Source organism: Nocardiopsis sp. NPDC055824, from assembly GCF_053616335.1.
Genome location: NZ_JBSHDN010000059.1, coordinates 16,532 through 32,661 on the forward strand (window position 1 = coordinate 16,532; position 16,130 = coordinate 32,661).

The following is a 16,130-nucleotide window of genomic DNA, read 5'->3' on the forward strand; positions in this document are numbered from 1 at the left end:
TTTGGGACTCTTGGGGTCGTCTCTCCATAGAAGAGTCTCCCCTGGGGCATGTCAAGCTTGATTTGACAGTTGGTGGCACGTCAAAGGATGCTTGGGGTGAGGCTTCCGGAGACCTCGAGGACGGAGCGCAGATGACGGTGGACGAAGGAGAACCCTTCGGTGTGTGGCTGGGACGCCAGCTGCGTCGGAGAGGCGTCAGCCAGGCGGAACTGGCCAAGGAGCTGGATGTCACCCGCGCCGCGGTTTCGGCATGGATCACGGGACGGGCCGAACCGCGCCTGGAGAAGATCGAGCTGATCGAGCGGTTCCTGGGGTTGTCGTCGGGAGCTTCCGTGACGCGTGCGGAGCTCTCCGACTCGGCCGACTCCCTCGGGTGGTACCACCGTCCCGCCCACAGGGACGGAGGCAGGGAGCTGGGTAACGCGGCAGCCTACGCCTTCGACTCGGACCTTGCCGTCCTCGCTCGTGAGGCCACCCAGAACAGTCTGGACGAGAGGTTCGACCCCGAGCGTCCGGTCCGGGTCCGCTACGTTCTGCACGAGCTCACGGGGGAGAGGCTGCACCGCTTCCTGAAGGCTCTCCACTGGGACGACCTGAGGGATCACCTTCACGCCGCCGCCGATCCCCTTCGTAAGACGGGGAGGATCCTGCGCAACGGCCTTCAGGACCTTGCGGAGAAGGACAGTCTGGTTCTCCTGAGGATCGACGACTACAACGCCTCCGGGCTGACCGGACCGGAGTACGGCGACGGGCGCTTCGCGGCGGTGGTTCGCCGGCAGCTCGACAGTCACAAGAGCACGACGGCCGGTGGTTCCTTCGGACTGGGCAAGGCCACCTTGTGGGCGTCCAGTCGGTTCGGGCTGGTGATGATGCACAGCACCCTCTCCGAAACGTACGAGGGGCAACGGGAGCGTCGTCTGATCGGGCGTCTGGATCTGCCCTGGCACGAACTCGGAGATCAGCAGTACGCGGGGCCCGCATGGCTCGGTGTGCCGGACCGAGAACGTGACGGAACGTCGCGTTCCTGGTGGGCGGACGAACGCACGGTCGAGGAGCTGTACCTCTCCCGAGGTAGCGACGAACCAGGCACCTCCTTCCTGGTGGTGGGCGCCTACGACGCGGCCACGGAGGGCGGAGACCTCGAGACGATGCACGAGAACCTGGTGCGTGGTGTCGCCGACAACTTCTGGGCCTCCATGATCGCCGGACGCGACTCGGCACCCATGCTGGAGGCGACCGTGGAATCCCTTCGCAACACGACAACTGTGCGACCCGAGGAGAGGGTCGACCCGCACCGTCACCAGCCTTCCAGGTCACGAGCGGTCCGAGCCTTCCTGAACGGCGAGACGGTGGAGAGGATCACCGATGCGGAAGCCGTACTCCAGAAGACCGTCCCGCTCACGGTGCCACCCCTCAAGGGCCGCAGGGAGGCGTTCGAGCACGAGGCCGTACTGCTGGTCACCCCCATGGCGGACGGAGAGGAAGAGCGCCCCAACCGCCTGGTGTGCATGCGAGGCACCCGCATGATCGTCATGGACAGGGCCGTGGGTGAAGTCGTGGGGACCCCACCGTTCCAGGCCGTTCTTCTTGCCGGTCTCGCGGTGGGTGAATCGGAGGAGAACGCCGCGGCGGAGGCTTTCCTCCGTACGGCCGAACCTCCCGACCACAACGACTGGAAACAGACGGACGACCTGACGGCCACCTATGCCCGTGGCGCGGCCACACGTCTTCGTGAGTTCCGCCAGGCGATGATCACCATGGCGCGTGCGGCGGCGCGTCCTTCGGAAGGCCCTCCCGACGAGGTCCCGGAGGCGCTGCGGGGACTGCTGGACCTGGACCCGCCCCAACCCAACCCGGCGCCGAAGCACCCCACCGTCAAGAGTCTCACCGGGGAGGTGAGACCCGACGGTGCATGGCAGATCCGGGCCGTTGTGCGGCTCCCCGAAGGTGTGGATCCATGGATCATGCGGCCCGCCCTACGTTTCGGAACCCTCTCGGGTGGTGGGCTCCCCGCCGGCTGGGCCGAACTCGAGCCAGAGTCCGGCTGCGAGGTCGTCGAAGGCAGGTTGCGGTTCACACCGGGCGCGCGCACCGCTGCCTTCCGGGGGGTGTCGGACGTGGCCAGCCACCCTGTGGCGGCCAACCTGGCCATCGCCGAAGTGGATCTGGTGAGGGGAGAGAGCGCACCGTGAAACGACTGTTTCCTTACGCGGTTCTGGCGGGTGAGGTCGGCCTGGAGGTTCTCCGCGCCAGACTCGACGACGTGCCGATCGAGTTCTCCATGATCTCCGCGGCACAGCGGACCGTCGCACTTCACGAAGTGGAACGGGAGCGCTGGGGGACAGCCACTCTCACGGTGAGGGTGCGTCTGCCGAAGCGCGAGCTCGCGGACGGACCTTGGACGAACGTGGCTTGTGCAGCGATCGTGTCCGAACGCCGCACCAACGTTCGCGCACATGTCCCGCTCGAGCAGGACGAGCCCGGTGTCTGGCTGGGTGAGGTGACCCTGCACAGAGAACGTCACGTGAACAAGGCCGAATTGATCGCCCAGGTGAGCGCAACGGTCGATGAGATCGACAGTCGTCTCATCGGCAGGAGCGAGGCATCATGGACCATCGATCTCCTGGCGACCACACCCACCAAGAAGGATGGTATTCGCACGGAGTGGGTGGACTTCGGTGGGGAAGGAGCTGTTCACCTCGATCTCTTCCGCAGTGATCCGTGGTTCGTGGAAGCTGTCGGGGAGGAACCGACCTTGTACCTCAACAAGCGCTTCGAGGGAATCGAAGCGATCTTGAGGAGCGACAGGGCCGTGGACCGACCGGCGCAGAACGCTCTGGCCTCGCAGATCGCTCAAGAGGTGTGGACCGTGCTGTTCACCTCCGTGATCAGAGGGCTTCCCAAGGATGATCAGGGACGCCCCGAATGGCCGGGAGGGTGGCAGGAGAGCACGCTGAGGAAGATGCTCCCCGATGTCCTTCCCGATTACTCGCTCACCGATGCGCTGGCGGAGATCGTTGCCCGAGAGGACGGGGCTGGGGGGGACCTCCACGCGCGCGTGGCGCACGCCGCCGCGGTGCAGGCCCGGCGCACACGTCATCTGGGCAACTTCCTTCGTGCGTTTCGCAGGAAGGCCCAGGAAGAAGAACAGTGATTTCGCCTCCCGAAAATCTGATGTCGTTGTCCAACGAAGCCGCGACGAGGCATCTGACAGAAGCCGTGCTCCAGGGGCGCGTACCGATTCCGGCCAAGGGCTTGGACAGGTCGGTACGTATTCACCCCAGTATGGAACCACGCTCCATCGACCCGATACGTGAATTGATCGATGAAGCTCGCAAGCGTTTCGATGACGCTCCGACGGAGGCCGATGCCTGGTTGGCGCCTCGGCTCCATTCCGTGCTGCGGTTCACACGGGCCGAGGCGGCTGACAGCGGCCTGTGGAACCATCTCGCGTTGCGGGTCGCACCCGACCATGTTTTCTGGCGTCACCTCGGGAAGGCCACACAGAAAAAACCTGTGCCCATGGTGAGCAGGAGCCGTTTTATCGGACCGTTCCACACCCAGGCCTTCGCACGGCTGTGGTGGGCTGCGGAACTCTTCCGGGACGGCTATGACTACGATCCCGTCGTGGTCGCCTGCGGAAACCAAGATGTTCTCAACACGGCCCTGCGTATGTCCATCGTGTTGCACCGACCCACGGCCCAGGCTCTCCTGCGGCTGGTGAAGGACGGAACGGCGGGTGCCGGCCGCGAGGCCAATGCCCTTGCCAAGGCGGTGAACGCTGTGGCGAGCACGCTCTCGCTCGAGACGCTCGCTCCGGACGCGGAGCCGGACACGGACGCCTATCGGTTCTGGGTCGGTGGAAGAGAGGACTCACTCATCCTCTTCGACTCCCTGCCCGACGGACCGGACGACGGGCGGGCTCCGCTCGACTCCGTGAATCGGCTCGAAGGTGTCTTCCGGAGGATCTGTACCGAGGTTCCCGCTGTCACGAAGAGCGGGTGATCATCAGATAGGCGTGCACCTGTTGGGCGATGGCACGAGCAAGCCCGACAGGGACCGCGTTGCCGATCTGGCGAGCGATCTGTGTCTTGCTACCGCACCACAAGAAGTCCTCGGGGAATCCCTGGAAGAGAGCTGCCTCGTAGTGGGTGATCGGTCGGTGTGCCCACGGATGGAGGTAGCGTCCCTTCTCCGGTTTGTAGAACTCGGTGCGAATGGTGACCGAGGGGCGGTCGAGGTGCAGTCGACCCATGACGTCCCCCGTGCCGCTGCGGTGGTTGAGCCAGCTCTCGGTCGACAGGTGCGGCGGAATGTCGTGGCGATTTCCCCCCGGGGGTATCTTCTCGTACCTGTCGAGGGAAAGTTTGATCGGTTTGCGCCCTATGTGCAACTGGTCGGTACGGAACGGGCCTGGCATGTCTTTTCCGAGGAGGTTGATGCGCCCGGGTGGTAGTTCTGTGCCCTCGGGTTTCACCAAACTCTTCGGTGCGTGTGGAGTTCCGAAGATGTTCTGCACCGTTTCCCATGGTTTGATGCTCTCCCACAGGTCCGGTTCGGGGTTTTTTGCATGGGTGGGTTCAGGGTGTTGCAGGGGGGACTTCTGTGGATGCAGGTCCATGACATCTCGGCGTGTCGCCAGGACAATGGTTCGTTTGCGAGCCTGGGGAACGCCGTAGTCCGCTGCCACAAGGTGCTTGCGTTCGAGAACATAGTTTTCGAGCGCCCCTTTTTCGGCGACCGCGGATTCCAGCTCGGCGTACTCGGGGGACTTGAGGAAACGGTCGACGTTCTCGATCACGAAGACCTTGGGTTGAAGTTTGCCGACCACCCTGATGTATTCACGCCAGAGCTGGTTGCGTGGATCATCGGGGTCCTGTTTCCCCAGGGCGGAGAATCCTTGGCACGGAGGCCCGCCCAGGATCACGTCGACATCGTCTCGGAGGTCCCCGGGATTCCAGTCCTCGATACCGGTGTTGAAGACGTGCTCGCTCCCGCCTGCCTCCGAGGCGAAGTTGGCCGCGTAGGTGGTCGCCGCGGCCTCGTCGATCTCCACCGCTCCCAGGGTACGGAACGGTGATTCCGTACGGCCGGCAGGAACGAACTCGCGGAACCCCTGAGTGAGGCCACCACAGCCCGCGAACAGGTCGACGATCGTTATCTTCTCGGGCAGGGCAGGGGTCATACGGATACCTTAGCGATCTTCGGACGAGCAGGCGTGTTCGGAAGGGTGTGAGGGATCTCGACCCCCGCTCCCCTCCTGGGTTCAGTGGTCGAGCGCTGCTCGGATCGACTTTCCCAGCGCCGCTCCGAGGGGAGGTGGGAACGCCTGCCCGACCTGACGGTACCGGGCGGTCTTACGGCCGGCGAACTGCCAGTCGGACGGAAATCCCTGGAGGAGAGCCACCTGCTCCACCGTCAGTTTGGGCAGTCCTCGGTGCCCGTGTGTTCCCTCACCCTGTCTCATCACGAAGTCCGGCCCCGGAACGTCGTCACCGATGCTCGCGCCGTTGACACCCAGGCGGGCCCAGATCTTCTTCGTGCGCGTGGGACCCAGATCGGCGCCGCCCCTCTCCTTGGACCCGCCCACGATCGTCGGTGCCACCTCGTTCGCCAGAAGGCTCCAATCATGTGCCTCCTGCCACCCACGGCTCGCCATCGACGAGCCCAGGACCTCCCCCACGGTGGCTGCCTTGCCCGTGGACGAGGGCCAGGAGAAGTGGTCCATGTCCTCAGGTCTCATGGCCACGAGAACGCCGTGTTCGCGACGTTGGGGAACTCCGAAGTCCTGTGCGTCGAGAACGTGCCACACGCACACGTAGCCGCAGTGCTTCAGCTCCTCCTCGACGGAGTCACGGAGCTCGGCGAACTTGGGCGACTTCACCAGGTGGGGGACGTTCTCCAGCATGATGGCCCGGGGTTGGACCTCCGTCGCCAGCCAGACGGTTGCCTTGAGCAGGTCGTCACGCTCACTCGTGGCCTGGCGCTGTTGCCCTGCCACCGAGTAGGGAATGCGTGGAAGACCACCTGCCAGCAGATCGACGTTCAGGACCTGGGGATATTCGTGTCCCACGAAATCTCGTAGGTCTGTCTCGACGACATCCCATTGTGGTCGGTTCAGAAACAGGGAGGCGCATGCGTGAGGATCGGTGTCGAGAAGGAGCGTCGGATCGAAGCCTGCTTGTTCCAGGCCGAGAGCCTGGCCACCGGCTCCGGCGCAGATGTCCAGACTTCTGAACCTTTTTTCCATGGCTCCCCTGTTGTGTGTCCGAGGGTGGCGCGCAACATCGTCCACCGATCGGTACATGTATCGATTCGGATGGCGCCTTCTCACGGTACCTGTGCGCGCCGACCTTTCGGTGTGCAAGGGTGCTTTTCCAGAGGAAGAAAACTGCGCGAGAGTCGTGACGTGTTGTCTGCGGATCCGGCTCCCGTGGGTTAGACAGGTTCCCCGCGCAGCACGCACGCCGGCTCCGGCGAGGGATGGCGAGGGCCGCAGCGTTCGAGAGTTGTCCGTGGGCACACGGAGAAGGGGAGCGCATGGGGACGACCAGGCTGGGACGCTCGCGGGTGGAGGTCGGCGCGCTCGGGTTCGGCGCCGTGGGGATCGGCAACGGCATGGACCGGGCGGTGACGGAGGAGGCCGCCCACGATGCCGTGCGGGCGGCGTGGGACGCGGGGGTGCGGTACTTCGACACCGCCCCGCACTACGGGCTGGGCCTCTCCGAGCGGAGGCTGGGACGCGCGCTGGCCGGCCTGCCCCGGGACCGGTACACCGTGTCGACCAAGGTCGGCAGGCTGCTGGAGCCGTCCCCGAACCGGGGCGGAGAACGCGACGACCACGGTTTCGACGTCCCCGCCACGCACACCCGCCGGTGGGACTTCAGTGCGGACGGAGTGCTGCGGTCACTGGAGGGGAGCCTGGAGCGGCTCGGCCTGGACCGGGTCGACCTGGTCCTCCTCCACGACCCCGACGACCACTGGGAACAGGCCGTGGGCGAGGCCTACCCCGCGCTGCACGAGCTGCGCGACCAGGGGGTGGTCGGCGCGATCGGCGCGGGCATGAACCAGGCGGGGATGCTGGAGCGCTTCGCGGTGGAGACCGACGTGGACGCGGTGCTGCTCGCCGGGAGGTACACGCTCCTGGACCGGTCGGCGGCGGCCACGATGCTCCCGGCCTGCCGGCGCGCCGGGGTGTCGGTGATCGCGGCCGGTGTGTTCAACAGCGGAGTGCTCGCCACGGACGAACCCGTCGAGGGCGCGACCTACGACTACGCGGCGGCGTCGCCGGAGGTGCGCTCCCGGGCCGCCGCGATCGCCGGGGTCGCCCGCTGCCACGGGGTGTCCCTGCCGGGGGCGGCGATGGCGTTCGCGGCCCGGCACCCGGCGGTGGCCACCGTCCTCGTGGGCGCGCGGTCGGCGGAGCAGGCCCGGCGCAACGCCGACCTGTTCGCCCGGCCGGTGCCGGACGCGCTGTGGGCGGACCTGGTGGGGGAGGGGCTGCTCGGGGAGGAGGACCTCGGCTGACATCCATAGGAGCATCCCGGCGGCGGGACGGGCCCGTGCCGTCGGGCCTTCCCGGGAGCTCAGGCGAGGGGGCCCAGCAGGGTCCGCCTGTCCAGCCCCTCGCCGGTGAGCTCGTCGAGGACGCCGGTGATCTGCTTCTCCTCGTACCGGAAGTGGGTCTCCATGACCGCCTCGATCCCGTTGAGGTGGCGCAGCTGCTCCTCGGAGCCGTGCCCGGAGTCCACGGCCTTCTGCAGGCCGGCGATGAGGTACTCGATCATGCTGTGGTCCTGCTTGAGTTTGGCGACGACGGGCGCGAGGTCGGGGCGGCGCTCCAGGAGGAGGGGGAAGAAGGCGGCGTCCTCGCTCGTGTGGTGGCCGTTCAGGGCGGTGCAGAACCCGAGGCAGAAGAGCCGGAGGTCGCGGGAGACGGACTCGGCCCCCGCGCCGTCGGTGATGGCCTCGCGGGCCACCTCCAGGGCGTCGCGCAGCCTCTGGTGGACGACTCGGAGCTCCCGCCCCCAGGCGTGTGCCCTCTGCTCGGTCAATGCGTGGCTCCAGGTGTCGGGGACGGAGGAACGCCCGCGGCGGTTGCCGTGGGCGCGGCGCGCCGGCGTCCCGCGGAAGGCCCGGGAGCGCGAAACGCCCCACGGTACCGCGCGGAGCCGACGTCCCCGCGAGCTCTGCGAGGAGCCACCGCAGAGGCTCCGCCGCCGGGGTCCGGCAGGGACACTGAAAGCTGCCGCACCCCGCTCCCGGCGGGGCGCGCGACCGGTCCACCGGGTCGCGACCGCCCACGGACGAGGGTCGTCCGAAAGGTGTGGGCGGTTCGAGAGCACTGCCGGATGCGCTACAGTTTTACCTGTTGGCGGGACCGGAGACGGCGCCCGCCCAGCGGCCGGGACGTAGCGCAGTTTGGTAGCGCACTTGACTGGGGGTCAAGGGGTCGTGGGTTCAAATCCCGCCGTCCCGACAGAGAAGTAGCGGGTCATGAGAGGGTCCACCATAAGGTGGGCCCTTTTTTGCGCGCTCGGTGGGGTTGAACCGGGCCAGGTGGGCCGTTGGCCCACGTTGGCGTGTACTGAGTGTGCTGGAGCCGTTTTCCTGGATTCTCAGGCCATGGTGCCCGGTCTCTTCCCCTCGAACTCCACGGGTCTCAGCCAGCCGATCGACGAGTGTCGGCGCTGCCGGTTGTGGAAGATCTCCAGGCACTCGAAGACCGCGTTCGCCGGATCCAGCCGGGTCCGTCCCCTGCGCCGGTCCAGCAGTTCGAAGCGGGCACGGAAACCATTATGCTACTCAGCGTGCATATTCAAATCCCCTCGGTGTTGGCCAGGGTGTGGACACAGGCGGTCCCTCTCGCGGGAAACGGTTCACGGGTGCGAGGGCATACTCCCGCGCTCACCGCGGAGGAACAGCGATGAGCGGGTACATGAGGACGGGCCCCCTGCTGATCGCGGAGCGGGGCGCCGACACCGGTCTGGCGCGCGCCTTCGAGGTCTGTCGCAGGATCCACACGGGTGCGGACCATCTCTCTCCGCAGGTCGTCGATCTGCTGCCCGTCCACAAGCGCCCCTATGCGCACGCGCTGGCCGCCTTCGGGCTGTGGGCTGATCGGCTGGCCGACGAAGGGGAGGTCTCCGAGCGTGGATCGGCCCTGGCCCGTTTCCGCGCCGACACCCTGGCCGCGCTGGCCGGCGGACCCGGCGCACCCGTTCGCCTGTCGCCGGTCCAGCGCGCCATGGTCCACACGGTGCGGGCGTGGGACATGTCCGTGCCGGTGCTGGAGGAGCTTCTCGCCACACTTGAACAGGACAGTCGCAGGCCGCCCGACTTTCCCGGCTTCGCCGACCTGCGCGGCTACATGCGCGGTACGGCCGGCACCGTCGCTGAGTTGTTCGGCACCGTGTTGGAGCCGGTCCGGGAGGACGCCCCGGAACTCATGTCGCTGCTGGGGGAAGTCTTCCAGTACGTCGACATCCTTCACGACCTGCCCGAAGACCTTGAACAGGGCCGCTGCTACCTGCCCCGTCAGGACCTGGAGCGACTCGGCCTGGACGCGGACGACCTGATCGGTGTGCGCGGCACGGACGCCTATCGGAAACTGATCGCACGACAGGTGCAACGGGCACGCGGACTGCTGGACCAGGGGCAGGGGGTGGTCGATGCCATGCACCCTTCCAGCCGTCCCTTCCTCGCGACCACGGTGGCCGGGCTGCGAACGGGCCTGGACGAGTGCGAGTACCTTCCGGCGGACCCGCCGGGCGCCTCACCGCGAACAGCCGTTCCCGCCCGTTTGTCACAAACCCGAGAGACACCTGTCGGAGTCCTGCCGGTCGTCCCCGAGCTGCGGCAACGGCAGCCCCCGGTCCCGTCCCCGGACCCCGGGGGTCCTCCCGCCGCGGTCCCCGAGCACGTGGCCGTGATCATGGACGGTAACCGGCGGTGGGCCCGGGCGCTCGGGCTGGCTCCCGTGGAAGGGCACACGGCAGGGGAGGAGGCGATGTACCGCCTGGTGGACGCCGCCGGGGATCTGGGCATCAAGTACGTGACCACCTTCGCCTTCTCCACGGAGAACTGGTCGCGCTCTCCCGAAGAAGTGTCCTCTCTGCTCAGGGCGTTCACCCGGCGCGTTTCGGGGGTGGCCGGGCGCCTGCACGCCCGGGGCGTTCGGATGCGCTGGTACGGCCGCCGCAGCAGGGTCGGGGCAGTACTCCGCGAACGGCTGGAGTGGGCTGAGGAGCTGACGTCGGGCAACAGCGGGACGACCTTCACGTTCTGCCTGGACTACGGAGGCCGCCAGGAGATGGTGGACGCGCTCAAACGCACGGTGGCCGAGGCGCTCTCGGGGCGGCTGGACCCGACACGCCTGACGGAGTCCGACCTCGCCGAGTACCTCTACGATCCCGGCCTGCCCGATGTGGACCTCCTGATCAGGACCGCCGGCGAGCAGCGCATCAGCAACTTCCTGCCCTGGCACACCGCCTACGCCGAGATCGTCTTCGAGGACGCTCTCTGGCCCGACTTCGACCGCTCCCACCTGGTGCGCGCCGTCGACGCCTACGCGGGACGGCGCAGGAGCTTCGGCGGCACCCTGATCGGGAAGAGCGTCTGATGCTGCACGTGGCGGACGTGCACAAGGCCTTCGGGACGAGGCGTGTCCTGCGCGGAGTGAGCCTGCGGGCCGCGCCCGGAGAGCTGGTGGGGGTCGTCGGCGAGAACGGAGCGGGCAAGACCACCCTGCTGCGGATCCTGTCCGGTGAACTCGCGCCCGATTCCGGCCGGGTGCGGGTCGAGGGCCGAATCGGCTACTGCCCCCAGCGCCCGGTGACCAACCCGGAGCTGACTGTGGATCAGCATCTGCGCTACTTCGCCGTCGCCTACCGGTTGCGCAGTCTGGACCGGGCACGCGCCCTCATCGCCCGCCTCGGGTTCGAGCAGTACGGTGCCACCCCGGCCCGGCACCTGAGCGGCGGAACACGGCAGAAGCTGAACCTGGTCCTGTCCCTCATGCACGACCCGGCCGTCCTCCTGCTGGATGAGCCCTACCAGGGCTTCGACTGGGAGACCTACCTGCGGTTCTGGGAGATTTCTGCGGAACTGCAGGCCCAAGGGCGCGCCATCGTGGTCATCTCCCACCTGGCCCACGACGTCGACCGGGCGGTGTTCGGAGTGGTCGCCCTGGGGGCATTCGCCGCACGCACGCGTGACCGCACACCCCAGAGGGTGGGCGGGCCACCCGGAATCTGAGCGGTCCTGGTGGGGCTGACGGCGCCCCTCCATGACCGTTCCCGCCGTCTGGTGGCCCGGACCCTGCGTCCTGGCCAGGTTCTTCCTGTTGCTGAGCGACTGTCCCCGGCCCCCTGCGGCTTGGTTCGGCTTGACGGGGGCAAGGGGGTCGTGGGTTCACATCCCGCCGTGCCGACAGAGAACTAGCAGGTCGGTGAAGGGTCCGCCTGGGGGTGGACCCTTTCTGCGTCCCCGGGGGAGAGGGCGTGTGCGGACGTGCGTGACGCCGCGCAGTGCCCGGGTAACAGCGCCCCCTCGGGCGGCAGCCGCCAGGGACCCCGGGCGGTCAGCGGGCGCGGTCGCCCGTGGCGCTCGGCTCCGGACGGGCGGAGGGGGCGGTGACGGGGGCCAGCCACAGGCCGGTGAGCGCGTCGGTCAGGCCGGTGGCGGCCTCGTGCCAGGAGCCCCTGGGGGTGGGCTCGCCCCCGGCGAGGGCCCGCTCGTGCTCGGCGAAGGTGTGCACGATGAGGTGGCGGGCCATGTCCTGGCGTTCGCGGCGCACGGGCGCGGGCAGGTCGGGCAGGCACCTGCGCAGTTCCTCCCCGGTGCGCACCAGCGAGGGTGATTCCATGGCCTCCCGGGAGACGATCCCCCGGAAGGCGGGGTCGGCCAGCGCCTGGGCGCTGAAGCGCCCGTACCAGGAGGGCGTGCCCAGGTCGTCCAGGTGCTGGGCCAGGGGCTCGACCATGCACGCCACCCAGTCCCTGACCTCGGAGGAGCCGTCGACCCGTGCCACCATGCGGCGCCGCACGTCCTCGACGGGCCCGGTGCGGCGGCGCACGATCGCGCGCACGAGTCCCTCCTTGGAGCCGAAGTGGTAGGTGACGGCGGTGTTGTTGCCCTGTCCGGCCTCCTGGCCGATCTGGCGGTTGGACACCCCCGCCATGCCGTGTTCCGCGAACAGCCGTTCCGCCGCCGACAGGATCGTCTCCCGCGTCGCCGCCACCCGCTCCGACCTCGCCACCCTGCCGCTCATGCCGACCACCGTACCGATTTCCGCGCGGGGCGGTTCACCCGTGTCGTCGGGGCGGGACCCCGTTCCCCGGTCCGGGGCCGGCCCCCGTTCCCGGGGCCGCGCCCCTCGGACGCGTACGTGTGTGCGGGTCGTGCCCGACCCCGGTGGGAGCGGGCGCCGGAGCCGTCGGCGTTTTCCTCGCTGATATGGCCTCCCTCACTCCCGCCGGGCGTGGAGTCGGCCCGGTACGTCCTGTTAGTCTAAGTCATGCGCCTGACTTAAAAGTCGGCGCTTTCGCGTGTCCGAATACGGGGGTTCCTGCTCGATGACCGATGCCCGCACCAGCCCATCCGAAGCGCGGACGCCCGCGCGCCCTCCCGCCCGGCCGAACGTGGTCATCTGCGTCCTCGCCTTCAGCGGCATCGTCGTCTCGCTCATGCAGACCCTGGTCATCCCCCTCGTTCCCGTGCTGCCGGGCTTCCTCGGGGCGACCCCCGGGGACACGACGTGGGCGATCACCGCCACACTGCTCGCCGCCGCGGTCGCCACCCCCACGGTGGGCCGCCTGGGCGACATGTACGGCAAACGCCCCATGCTGGTCCTCAGCCTGGCGGTCCTCGTGGTCGGCTCGGTGTTCTGCGCCCTCGCCGACAGCCTGGTGCCGATGGTCGTGGGCCGCGCCCTCCAGGGGCTGGCGGCCGGGGTCATCCCGCTGGGCATCAGCATCATGCGCGACGAGCTGCCCCCCGAACGCCTGGGCGGGGCGACCGCGGTGATGAGCGCGTCCCTGGGGGTGGGCGGTGCGCTCGGCCTGCCCGCCGCGGCGTTCCTCGCCCAGACCGCGGACTGGCACACGCTGTTCTGGGTCGCCGCGGCGCTGGCCGGCGCCGCCGCCGTCCTGGTGCGCACGCTCGTCCCGGACTCGGGGGTCCGCGCGGGGGGCAGGTTCGACCTGCCCGGATCGGTCGGCCTGTCCGTGGCACTGCTCCTGCTCCTGCTGGCCGTGTCCAAGGGCTCGGACTGGGGCTGGGGCAGCGGCGTTCCCGGGGCGATGCTCGCCGCCGCGGCCGTGGTGCTCCTGGTGTGGGGCTGGTGGGAGCTGCGCGCCCCGCACCCCCTGGTCGACCTGCGCACCAGCGTGCGCCGCCAGGTCCTGCTCACCAACACCGCCTCCCTGGTGTTCGGGTTCTCCATGTTCGCCATGTCCCTGGTCGTTCCGCAGCTGCTCCAGCTGCCCGAGGCCACCGGGTACGGGTTCGGGCAGACGATCCTGGTCGCGGGGCTGGTGATGGCCCCGAACGGGCTGGTCATGATGGTGATGGCGCCGCTCTCCGCGCGCCTGTCCCGCGCCATGGGCCCGAAGACGACCCTGATGTGCGGCGCGCTCCTGGTCGCGGTCGGCTACGGCCTGAGCCTGCTGCTCATGTCCGGCATCTGGCAGCTCATGATCGCCTCCACCGTCATCGGCGCCGGTGTGGGCCTGGCCTACGGCGCCATGCCCGCGCTGGTCATGGCGGCTGTGCCGCGGTCCGAGACGGCCGCGGCCAACAGCCTCAACACCCTCATGCGCTCCATCGGCACCTCCGTGGCCAGCGCCGTCACCGGCATGGTCCTGACCAGCATGACCCTGCCGGTGGGCGGCCAGGACCTCCCGTCGCAGGGCGCCTTCACCCTGGTCCTGGGCATCGGCGGGCTCGCCGCCCTCACCGCCTTCGCCATCGCCGCGTTCCTGCCCGGGCGCCGGAAGCCCTCGGCGGAAGACCCGCCCGCGTCCGGAACCGCGGAGCCCGTCGGCGCCGCGGCCACCCGGGGCGCCTGACCGGTGCGCGCCCGGGGCCGTCCGTCCCGGGCGGTCCAGGGTGCGGGGGATCCCCGGGCCGGCCCCTCCCGGCCGTCCGCTCCCGCCCGTTCACGCACCCGCCCCGCTCCGCGCGTGTCCCTCACGGCCCTCCGTGCGGGACACGCGCGGTCGTCGTCGGGCCCCGTGGCGGGGGCGGGCCTTCGGCGGGGCGAGCCCTCCTCCCGCCCTGGTGAGAGCAGGGTCGCAGCCCCGCCCGGGTCGCGTGCTCCTTCCGTCGCTTAGGGTGGCATGGGTGTCAACTAAGTTGACAGCAGGGTCGTGGAAGGCACGGCCCACACGAGCGGCGGGATCGGCACCCCGCCGGCGAGGAGGAGACATGACCGCGAACGGTACGCCCATCACCGCCGGGAACACGGTGGAGGAGTGGCTCGCGCACCCCGCGGGAGGGCCGGTCCTGCGCGAACTGCTGGAGGGGTCGGGACAGGACGCGGACGCGCTGCGCCCCGTCGGCAAGCTCTCGCTGGCCAAACTCGTCGAGATCGCCGGCGACCGGTTCCCGCAGGAGCTCGTCGACGAGCTCGTGCTCCGCGCCAACGGCGGGGTCGCCCCCGTCGTCGAGGAGGAGCCGCAGGCGTCCGCGACCGGTGCGCGGTTCGCCGGACGCACGGTCGTGGTCACCGGAGCGGGCTCGGGGATCGGCCGCGCCACCGCCGCGCGGATCGTGCGCGAGGGCGGCCGGGTGATCGCCGTGGACATCGCGCAGGACCGCCTCCGGTCCCTGGTCGACGCCTCGCCCGAGGACACGGTCGTGCCCGTCGCCGCCGACATCACCGGTGACGAGGACGTGGCGCGGATCGTCGAGGCGGCGGGCGGGCGCGTCGACGGCCTGGCCAACGTCGCCGGCATCATGGACGACATGTCGCCCCTGCACGAGGTGAGCGACCGGACCTGGGAACGCGTCTTCGCGGTCAACGTCGACGGCACCTTCAAGCTCTCGCGCGCGGTGGTCCCGGCCATGCTCGCCGCGGGGCGGGGCGCGATCGTCAACGTCGCCTCCGAGGCGGCGCTGCGCGGCAACGCGGCGGGGATCGCCTACACGGCCTCCAAGCACGCCGTCGTCGGCATCACGCGCAGCTCGGCGTTCATGTACGGACCGCACGGGGTCAGGGTCAACGCGGTGGCCCCGGGACCCGTGGCCACGGGGATCGAGGCGACCTTCGGCTCGGAGTTCGGCAAGGCCCGCATCGGTGAGTTCATGCGGCTCATCCCGCAGGTGGCCGACGCGGACAAGCTCGCCGCGTCGATCACCTGGCTGCTCAGCGACGACAGCGACAACGTCAACGGCGTCGTGCTCGCCTCCGACGGGGGCTGGTCCGTCCAGTGACGGACGCCGGCGCCCGGTCCCCGCGAGGAGGGGGCCGGGCGCCGGGACGCGTTCAGTCCCCGGGGGTGATGAGCTCCTGGAGGAGGGCGCCGTAACGCGCCACGATCTCCCCGTGGTCGGCGTCGGCCAGCTCCTCGTCGCCGACGACCCAGAGGCTGTAGAGCAGGCCGCCGACGAGTGCGGCGGCCAGGCGGGCACGGAGCAGGGCGTCGGGGCCGGAGAGGCGTTCGGCCAGCGGACGCACGAACGCCGTCTCGTGGGCCTCGTGCAGGCGCGACCCCACGGTGCTGGCGTCGCTGGCCCGGATCAGCGCGAGGTAGATGCCGCGCGTGTGGTCGTCCACCGTCAGGATGTAGTCGACGAACCGCGTCCCGAGCGTCTCGATCGGCCCGCCCAGGAAGGGCGTCCGGTCGGAGCCGATCCGGACGGTCTCCAGGAACAGCCGCTCCTTGGTGCCGAAGTGGCGGATGACCAGGGCGGGGTCCACCTCCGCCGCCGCGGCGATCTCGCGGACCGAGGTCCGGGAGTAGCCCTGTTCGACGAACAGGTGGGCCGCGGCGGCGGCGATGGCGTCGCGTGTGGGGATCTCGGGGTCGCGTCGGGGCACCGTGCGATTCTAGGGCGTGTCCGGCGGGCGACCGGCCCGCCGCGGGAGGCCCCGCGCGCCGCGGCCCGGGGAGGACCGGAGCCGGTCC

The 16,130-nt window shown here is 69.4% G+C and carries 13 protein-coding genes and 1 tRNA gene; 9 read left to right on the top strand and 5 right to left on the bottom strand.

Features of this window, described 5'->3' with window-relative positions; translation table 11 throughout:
• The first annotated feature begins 131 nt into the window (after positions 1–131).
• From ACWGL3_RS14540 to ACWGL3_RS14550, 3 genes are all read left to right on the top strand, one after another.
• Positions 132–2,192 (top strand): helix-turn-helix domain-containing protein, encoded by a 2,061-nt coding sequence (locus ACWGL3_RS14540; RefSeq protein ID WP_267945701.1) that lies wholly within the window; start codon positions 132–134, stop codon positions 2,190–2,192.
• Positions 2,189–3,154 (top strand): hypothetical protein, encoded by a 966-nt coding sequence (locus ACWGL3_RS14545; RefSeq protein WP_267945700.1) that lies wholly within the window; start codon positions 2,189–2,191, stop codon positions 3,152–3,154. Before ACWGL3_RS14540 ends, ACWGL3_RS14545 begins: the two co-directional genes overlap by 4 nt.
• A 131-nt stretch (positions 3,155–3,285) precedes the next feature.
• Positions 3,286–4,005, top strand: a complete 720-nt coding sequence (locus ACWGL3_RS14550) for a DUF6339 family protein (protein ID WP_353002707.1) — start codon at positions 3,286–3,288, stop codon at positions 4,003–4,005.
• Here the strand turns inward: ACWGL3_RS14550 and ACWGL3_RS14555 are convergent.
• Together ACWGL3_RS14555 and ACWGL3_RS14560 are read right to left on the bottom strand one after the other, a co-directional pair.
• Positions 3,989–5,185 (bottom strand): DNA cytosine methyltransferase, encoded by a 1,197-nt coding sequence (locus ACWGL3_RS14555; RefSeq protein WP_267945698.1) that lies wholly within the window; start codon positions 5,183–5,185, stop codon positions 3,989–3,991. The two genes, ACWGL3_RS14550 and ACWGL3_RS14555, sit on opposite strands and share 17 nt — an antisense overlap.
• Positions 5,186–5,266: 81 nt before the next feature.
• Complete coding sequence (locus ACWGL3_RS14560; protein ID WP_452461399.1) at positions 5,267–6,307, bottom strand: DNA cytosine methyltransferase; 1,041 nt, start codon at positions 6,305–6,307, stop codon at positions 5,267–5,269.
• A gap of 233 nt (positions 6,308–6,540) precedes the next feature.
• Between ACWGL3_RS14560 and ACWGL3_RS14565 the strand changes: the two genes are divergently transcribed.
• Positions 6,541–7,527 carry an aldo/keto reductase gene (locus ACWGL3_RS14565; protein ID WP_452461400.1) on the top strand — a complete coding sequence of 329 codons (987 nt, stop codon included), beginning with the start codon at positions 6,541–6,543 and terminating at the stop codon, positions 7,525–7,527.
• A 59-nt stretch (positions 7,528–7,586) separates the two neighbouring features.
• Here the strand turns inward: ACWGL3_RS14565 and ACWGL3_RS14570 are convergent, their stop codons facing one another.
• Complete coding sequence (locus ACWGL3_RS14570; RefSeq protein ID WP_452461401.1) at positions 7,587–8,054, bottom strand: hemerythrin domain-containing protein; 468 nt, start codon at positions 8,052–8,054, stop codon at positions 7,587–7,589.
• A 351-nt stretch (positions 8,055–8,405) separates the two neighbouring features.
• On the opposite strand from ACWGL3_RS14570, the gene ACWGL3_RS14575 reads away from it, so the two are divergent.
• From ACWGL3_RS14575 to ACWGL3_RS14585, 3 genes are all read left to right on the top strand, one after another.
• Positions 8,406–8,479, top strand: a tRNA-Pro gene (locus tag ACWGL3_RS14575).
• Between the two features lie 447 nt (positions 8,480–8,926).
• The gene (uppS, locus tag ACWGL3_RS14580; RefSeq protein ID WP_267945694.1) at positions 8,927–10,621 is read left to right on the top strand and encodes a polyprenyl diphosphate synthase; all 1,695 of its coding nucleotides are present in this window, start codon (positions 8,927–8,929) and stop codon (positions 10,619–10,621) included.
• A complete protein-coding gene (locus ACWGL3_RS14585; protein ID WP_267945693.1) occupies positions 10,621–11,256 on the top strand; it encodes an ABC transporter ATP-binding protein in 636 nt (211 codons plus the stop codon). The genes uppS and ACWGL3_RS14585 overlap by 1 nt, the downstream gene beginning before the upstream one ends.
• 325 nt (positions 11,257–11,581) lie before the next feature.
• Here ACWGL3_RS14585 and ACWGL3_RS14590 read toward each other — a convergent pair whose 3' ends face one another.
• On the bottom strand, positions 11,582–12,271 hold the full coding sequence (locus tag ACWGL3_RS14590; protein ID WP_267945692.1) for a TetR/AcrR family transcriptional regulator: 690 nt from the start codon (positions 12,269–12,271) through the stop codon (positions 11,582–11,584).
• A gap of 304 nt (positions 12,272–12,575) precedes the next feature.
• On the opposite strand from ACWGL3_RS14590, the gene ACWGL3_RS14595 reads away from it, so the two are divergent.
• Together ACWGL3_RS14595 and ACWGL3_RS14600 are read left to right on the top strand one after the other, a co-directional pair.
• Positions 12,576–14,069 carry an MFS transporter gene (locus ACWGL3_RS14595; RefSeq protein WP_267945691.1) on the top strand — a complete coding sequence of 498 codons (1,494 nt, stop codon included), beginning with the start codon at positions 12,576–12,578 and terminating at the stop codon, positions 14,067–14,069.
• Positions 14,070–14,427: 358 nt separating this feature from the next.
• The gene (locus ACWGL3_RS14600; RefSeq protein ID WP_267945690.1) at positions 14,428–15,435 is read left to right on the top strand and encodes an SDR family NAD(P)-dependent oxidoreductase; all 1,008 of its coding nucleotides are present in this window, start codon (positions 14,428–14,430) and stop codon (positions 15,433–15,435) included.
• A 52-nt stretch (positions 15,436–15,487) separates the two neighbouring features.
• Here the strand turns inward: ACWGL3_RS14600 and ACWGL3_RS14605 are convergent, their stop codons facing one another.
• A complete protein-coding gene (locus ACWGL3_RS14605; RefSeq protein ID WP_267945689.1) occupies positions 15,488–16,042 on the bottom strand; it encodes a TetR/AcrR family transcriptional regulator in 555 nt (184 codons plus the stop codon).
• Positions 16,043–16,130 lie beyond the last annotated feature (88 nt).

Excerpts from the sequence above, each read along its gene's own strand:
- ACWGL3_RS14540 (WP_267945701.1), top strand. The coding sequence starts at position 132 with ATGACGGTGGACGAAGGAGAACCCTTCGGTGTGTGGCTGGGACGCCAG.
- ACWGL3_RS14550 (WP_353002707.1), top strand. The coding sequence starts at position 3,286 with ATGGAACCACGCTCCATCGACCCGATACGTGAATTGATCGATGAAGCT.
- ACWGL3_RS14555 (WP_267945698.1), bottom strand. The coding sequence starts at position 5,185 with ATGACCCCTGCCCTGCCCGAGAAGATAACGATCGTCGACCTGTTCGCG.
- ACWGL3_RS14560 (WP_452461399.1), bottom strand. The coding sequence starts at position 6,307 with ATGTACCGATCGGTGGACGATGTTGCGCGCCACCCTCGGACACACAAC.
- ACWGL3_RS14565 (WP_452461400.1), top strand. The coding sequence starts at position 6,541 with ATGGGGACGACCAGGCTGGGACGCTCGCGGGTGGAGGTCGGCGCGCTC.
- uppS (WP_267945694.1), top strand. The coding sequence starts at position 8,927 with ATGAGCGGGTACATGAGGACGGGCCCCCTGCTGATCGCGGAGCGGGGC.
- ACWGL3_RS14585 (WP_267945693.1), top strand. The coding sequence starts at position 10,621 with ATGCTGCACGTGGCGGACGTGCACAAGGCCTTCGGGACGAGGCGTGTC.
- ACWGL3_RS14590 (WP_267945692.1), bottom strand. The coding sequence starts at position 12,271 with ATGAGCGGCAGGGTGGCGAGGTCGGAGCGGGTGGCGGCGACGCGGGAG.
- ACWGL3_RS14595 (WP_267945691.1), top strand. The coding sequence starts at position 12,576 with ATGACCGATGCCCGCACCAGCCCATCCGAAGCGCGGACGCCCGCGCGC.
- ACWGL3_RS14600 (WP_267945690.1), top strand. The coding sequence starts at position 14,428 with ATGACCGCGAACGGTACGCCCATCACCGCCGGGAACACGGTGGAGGAG.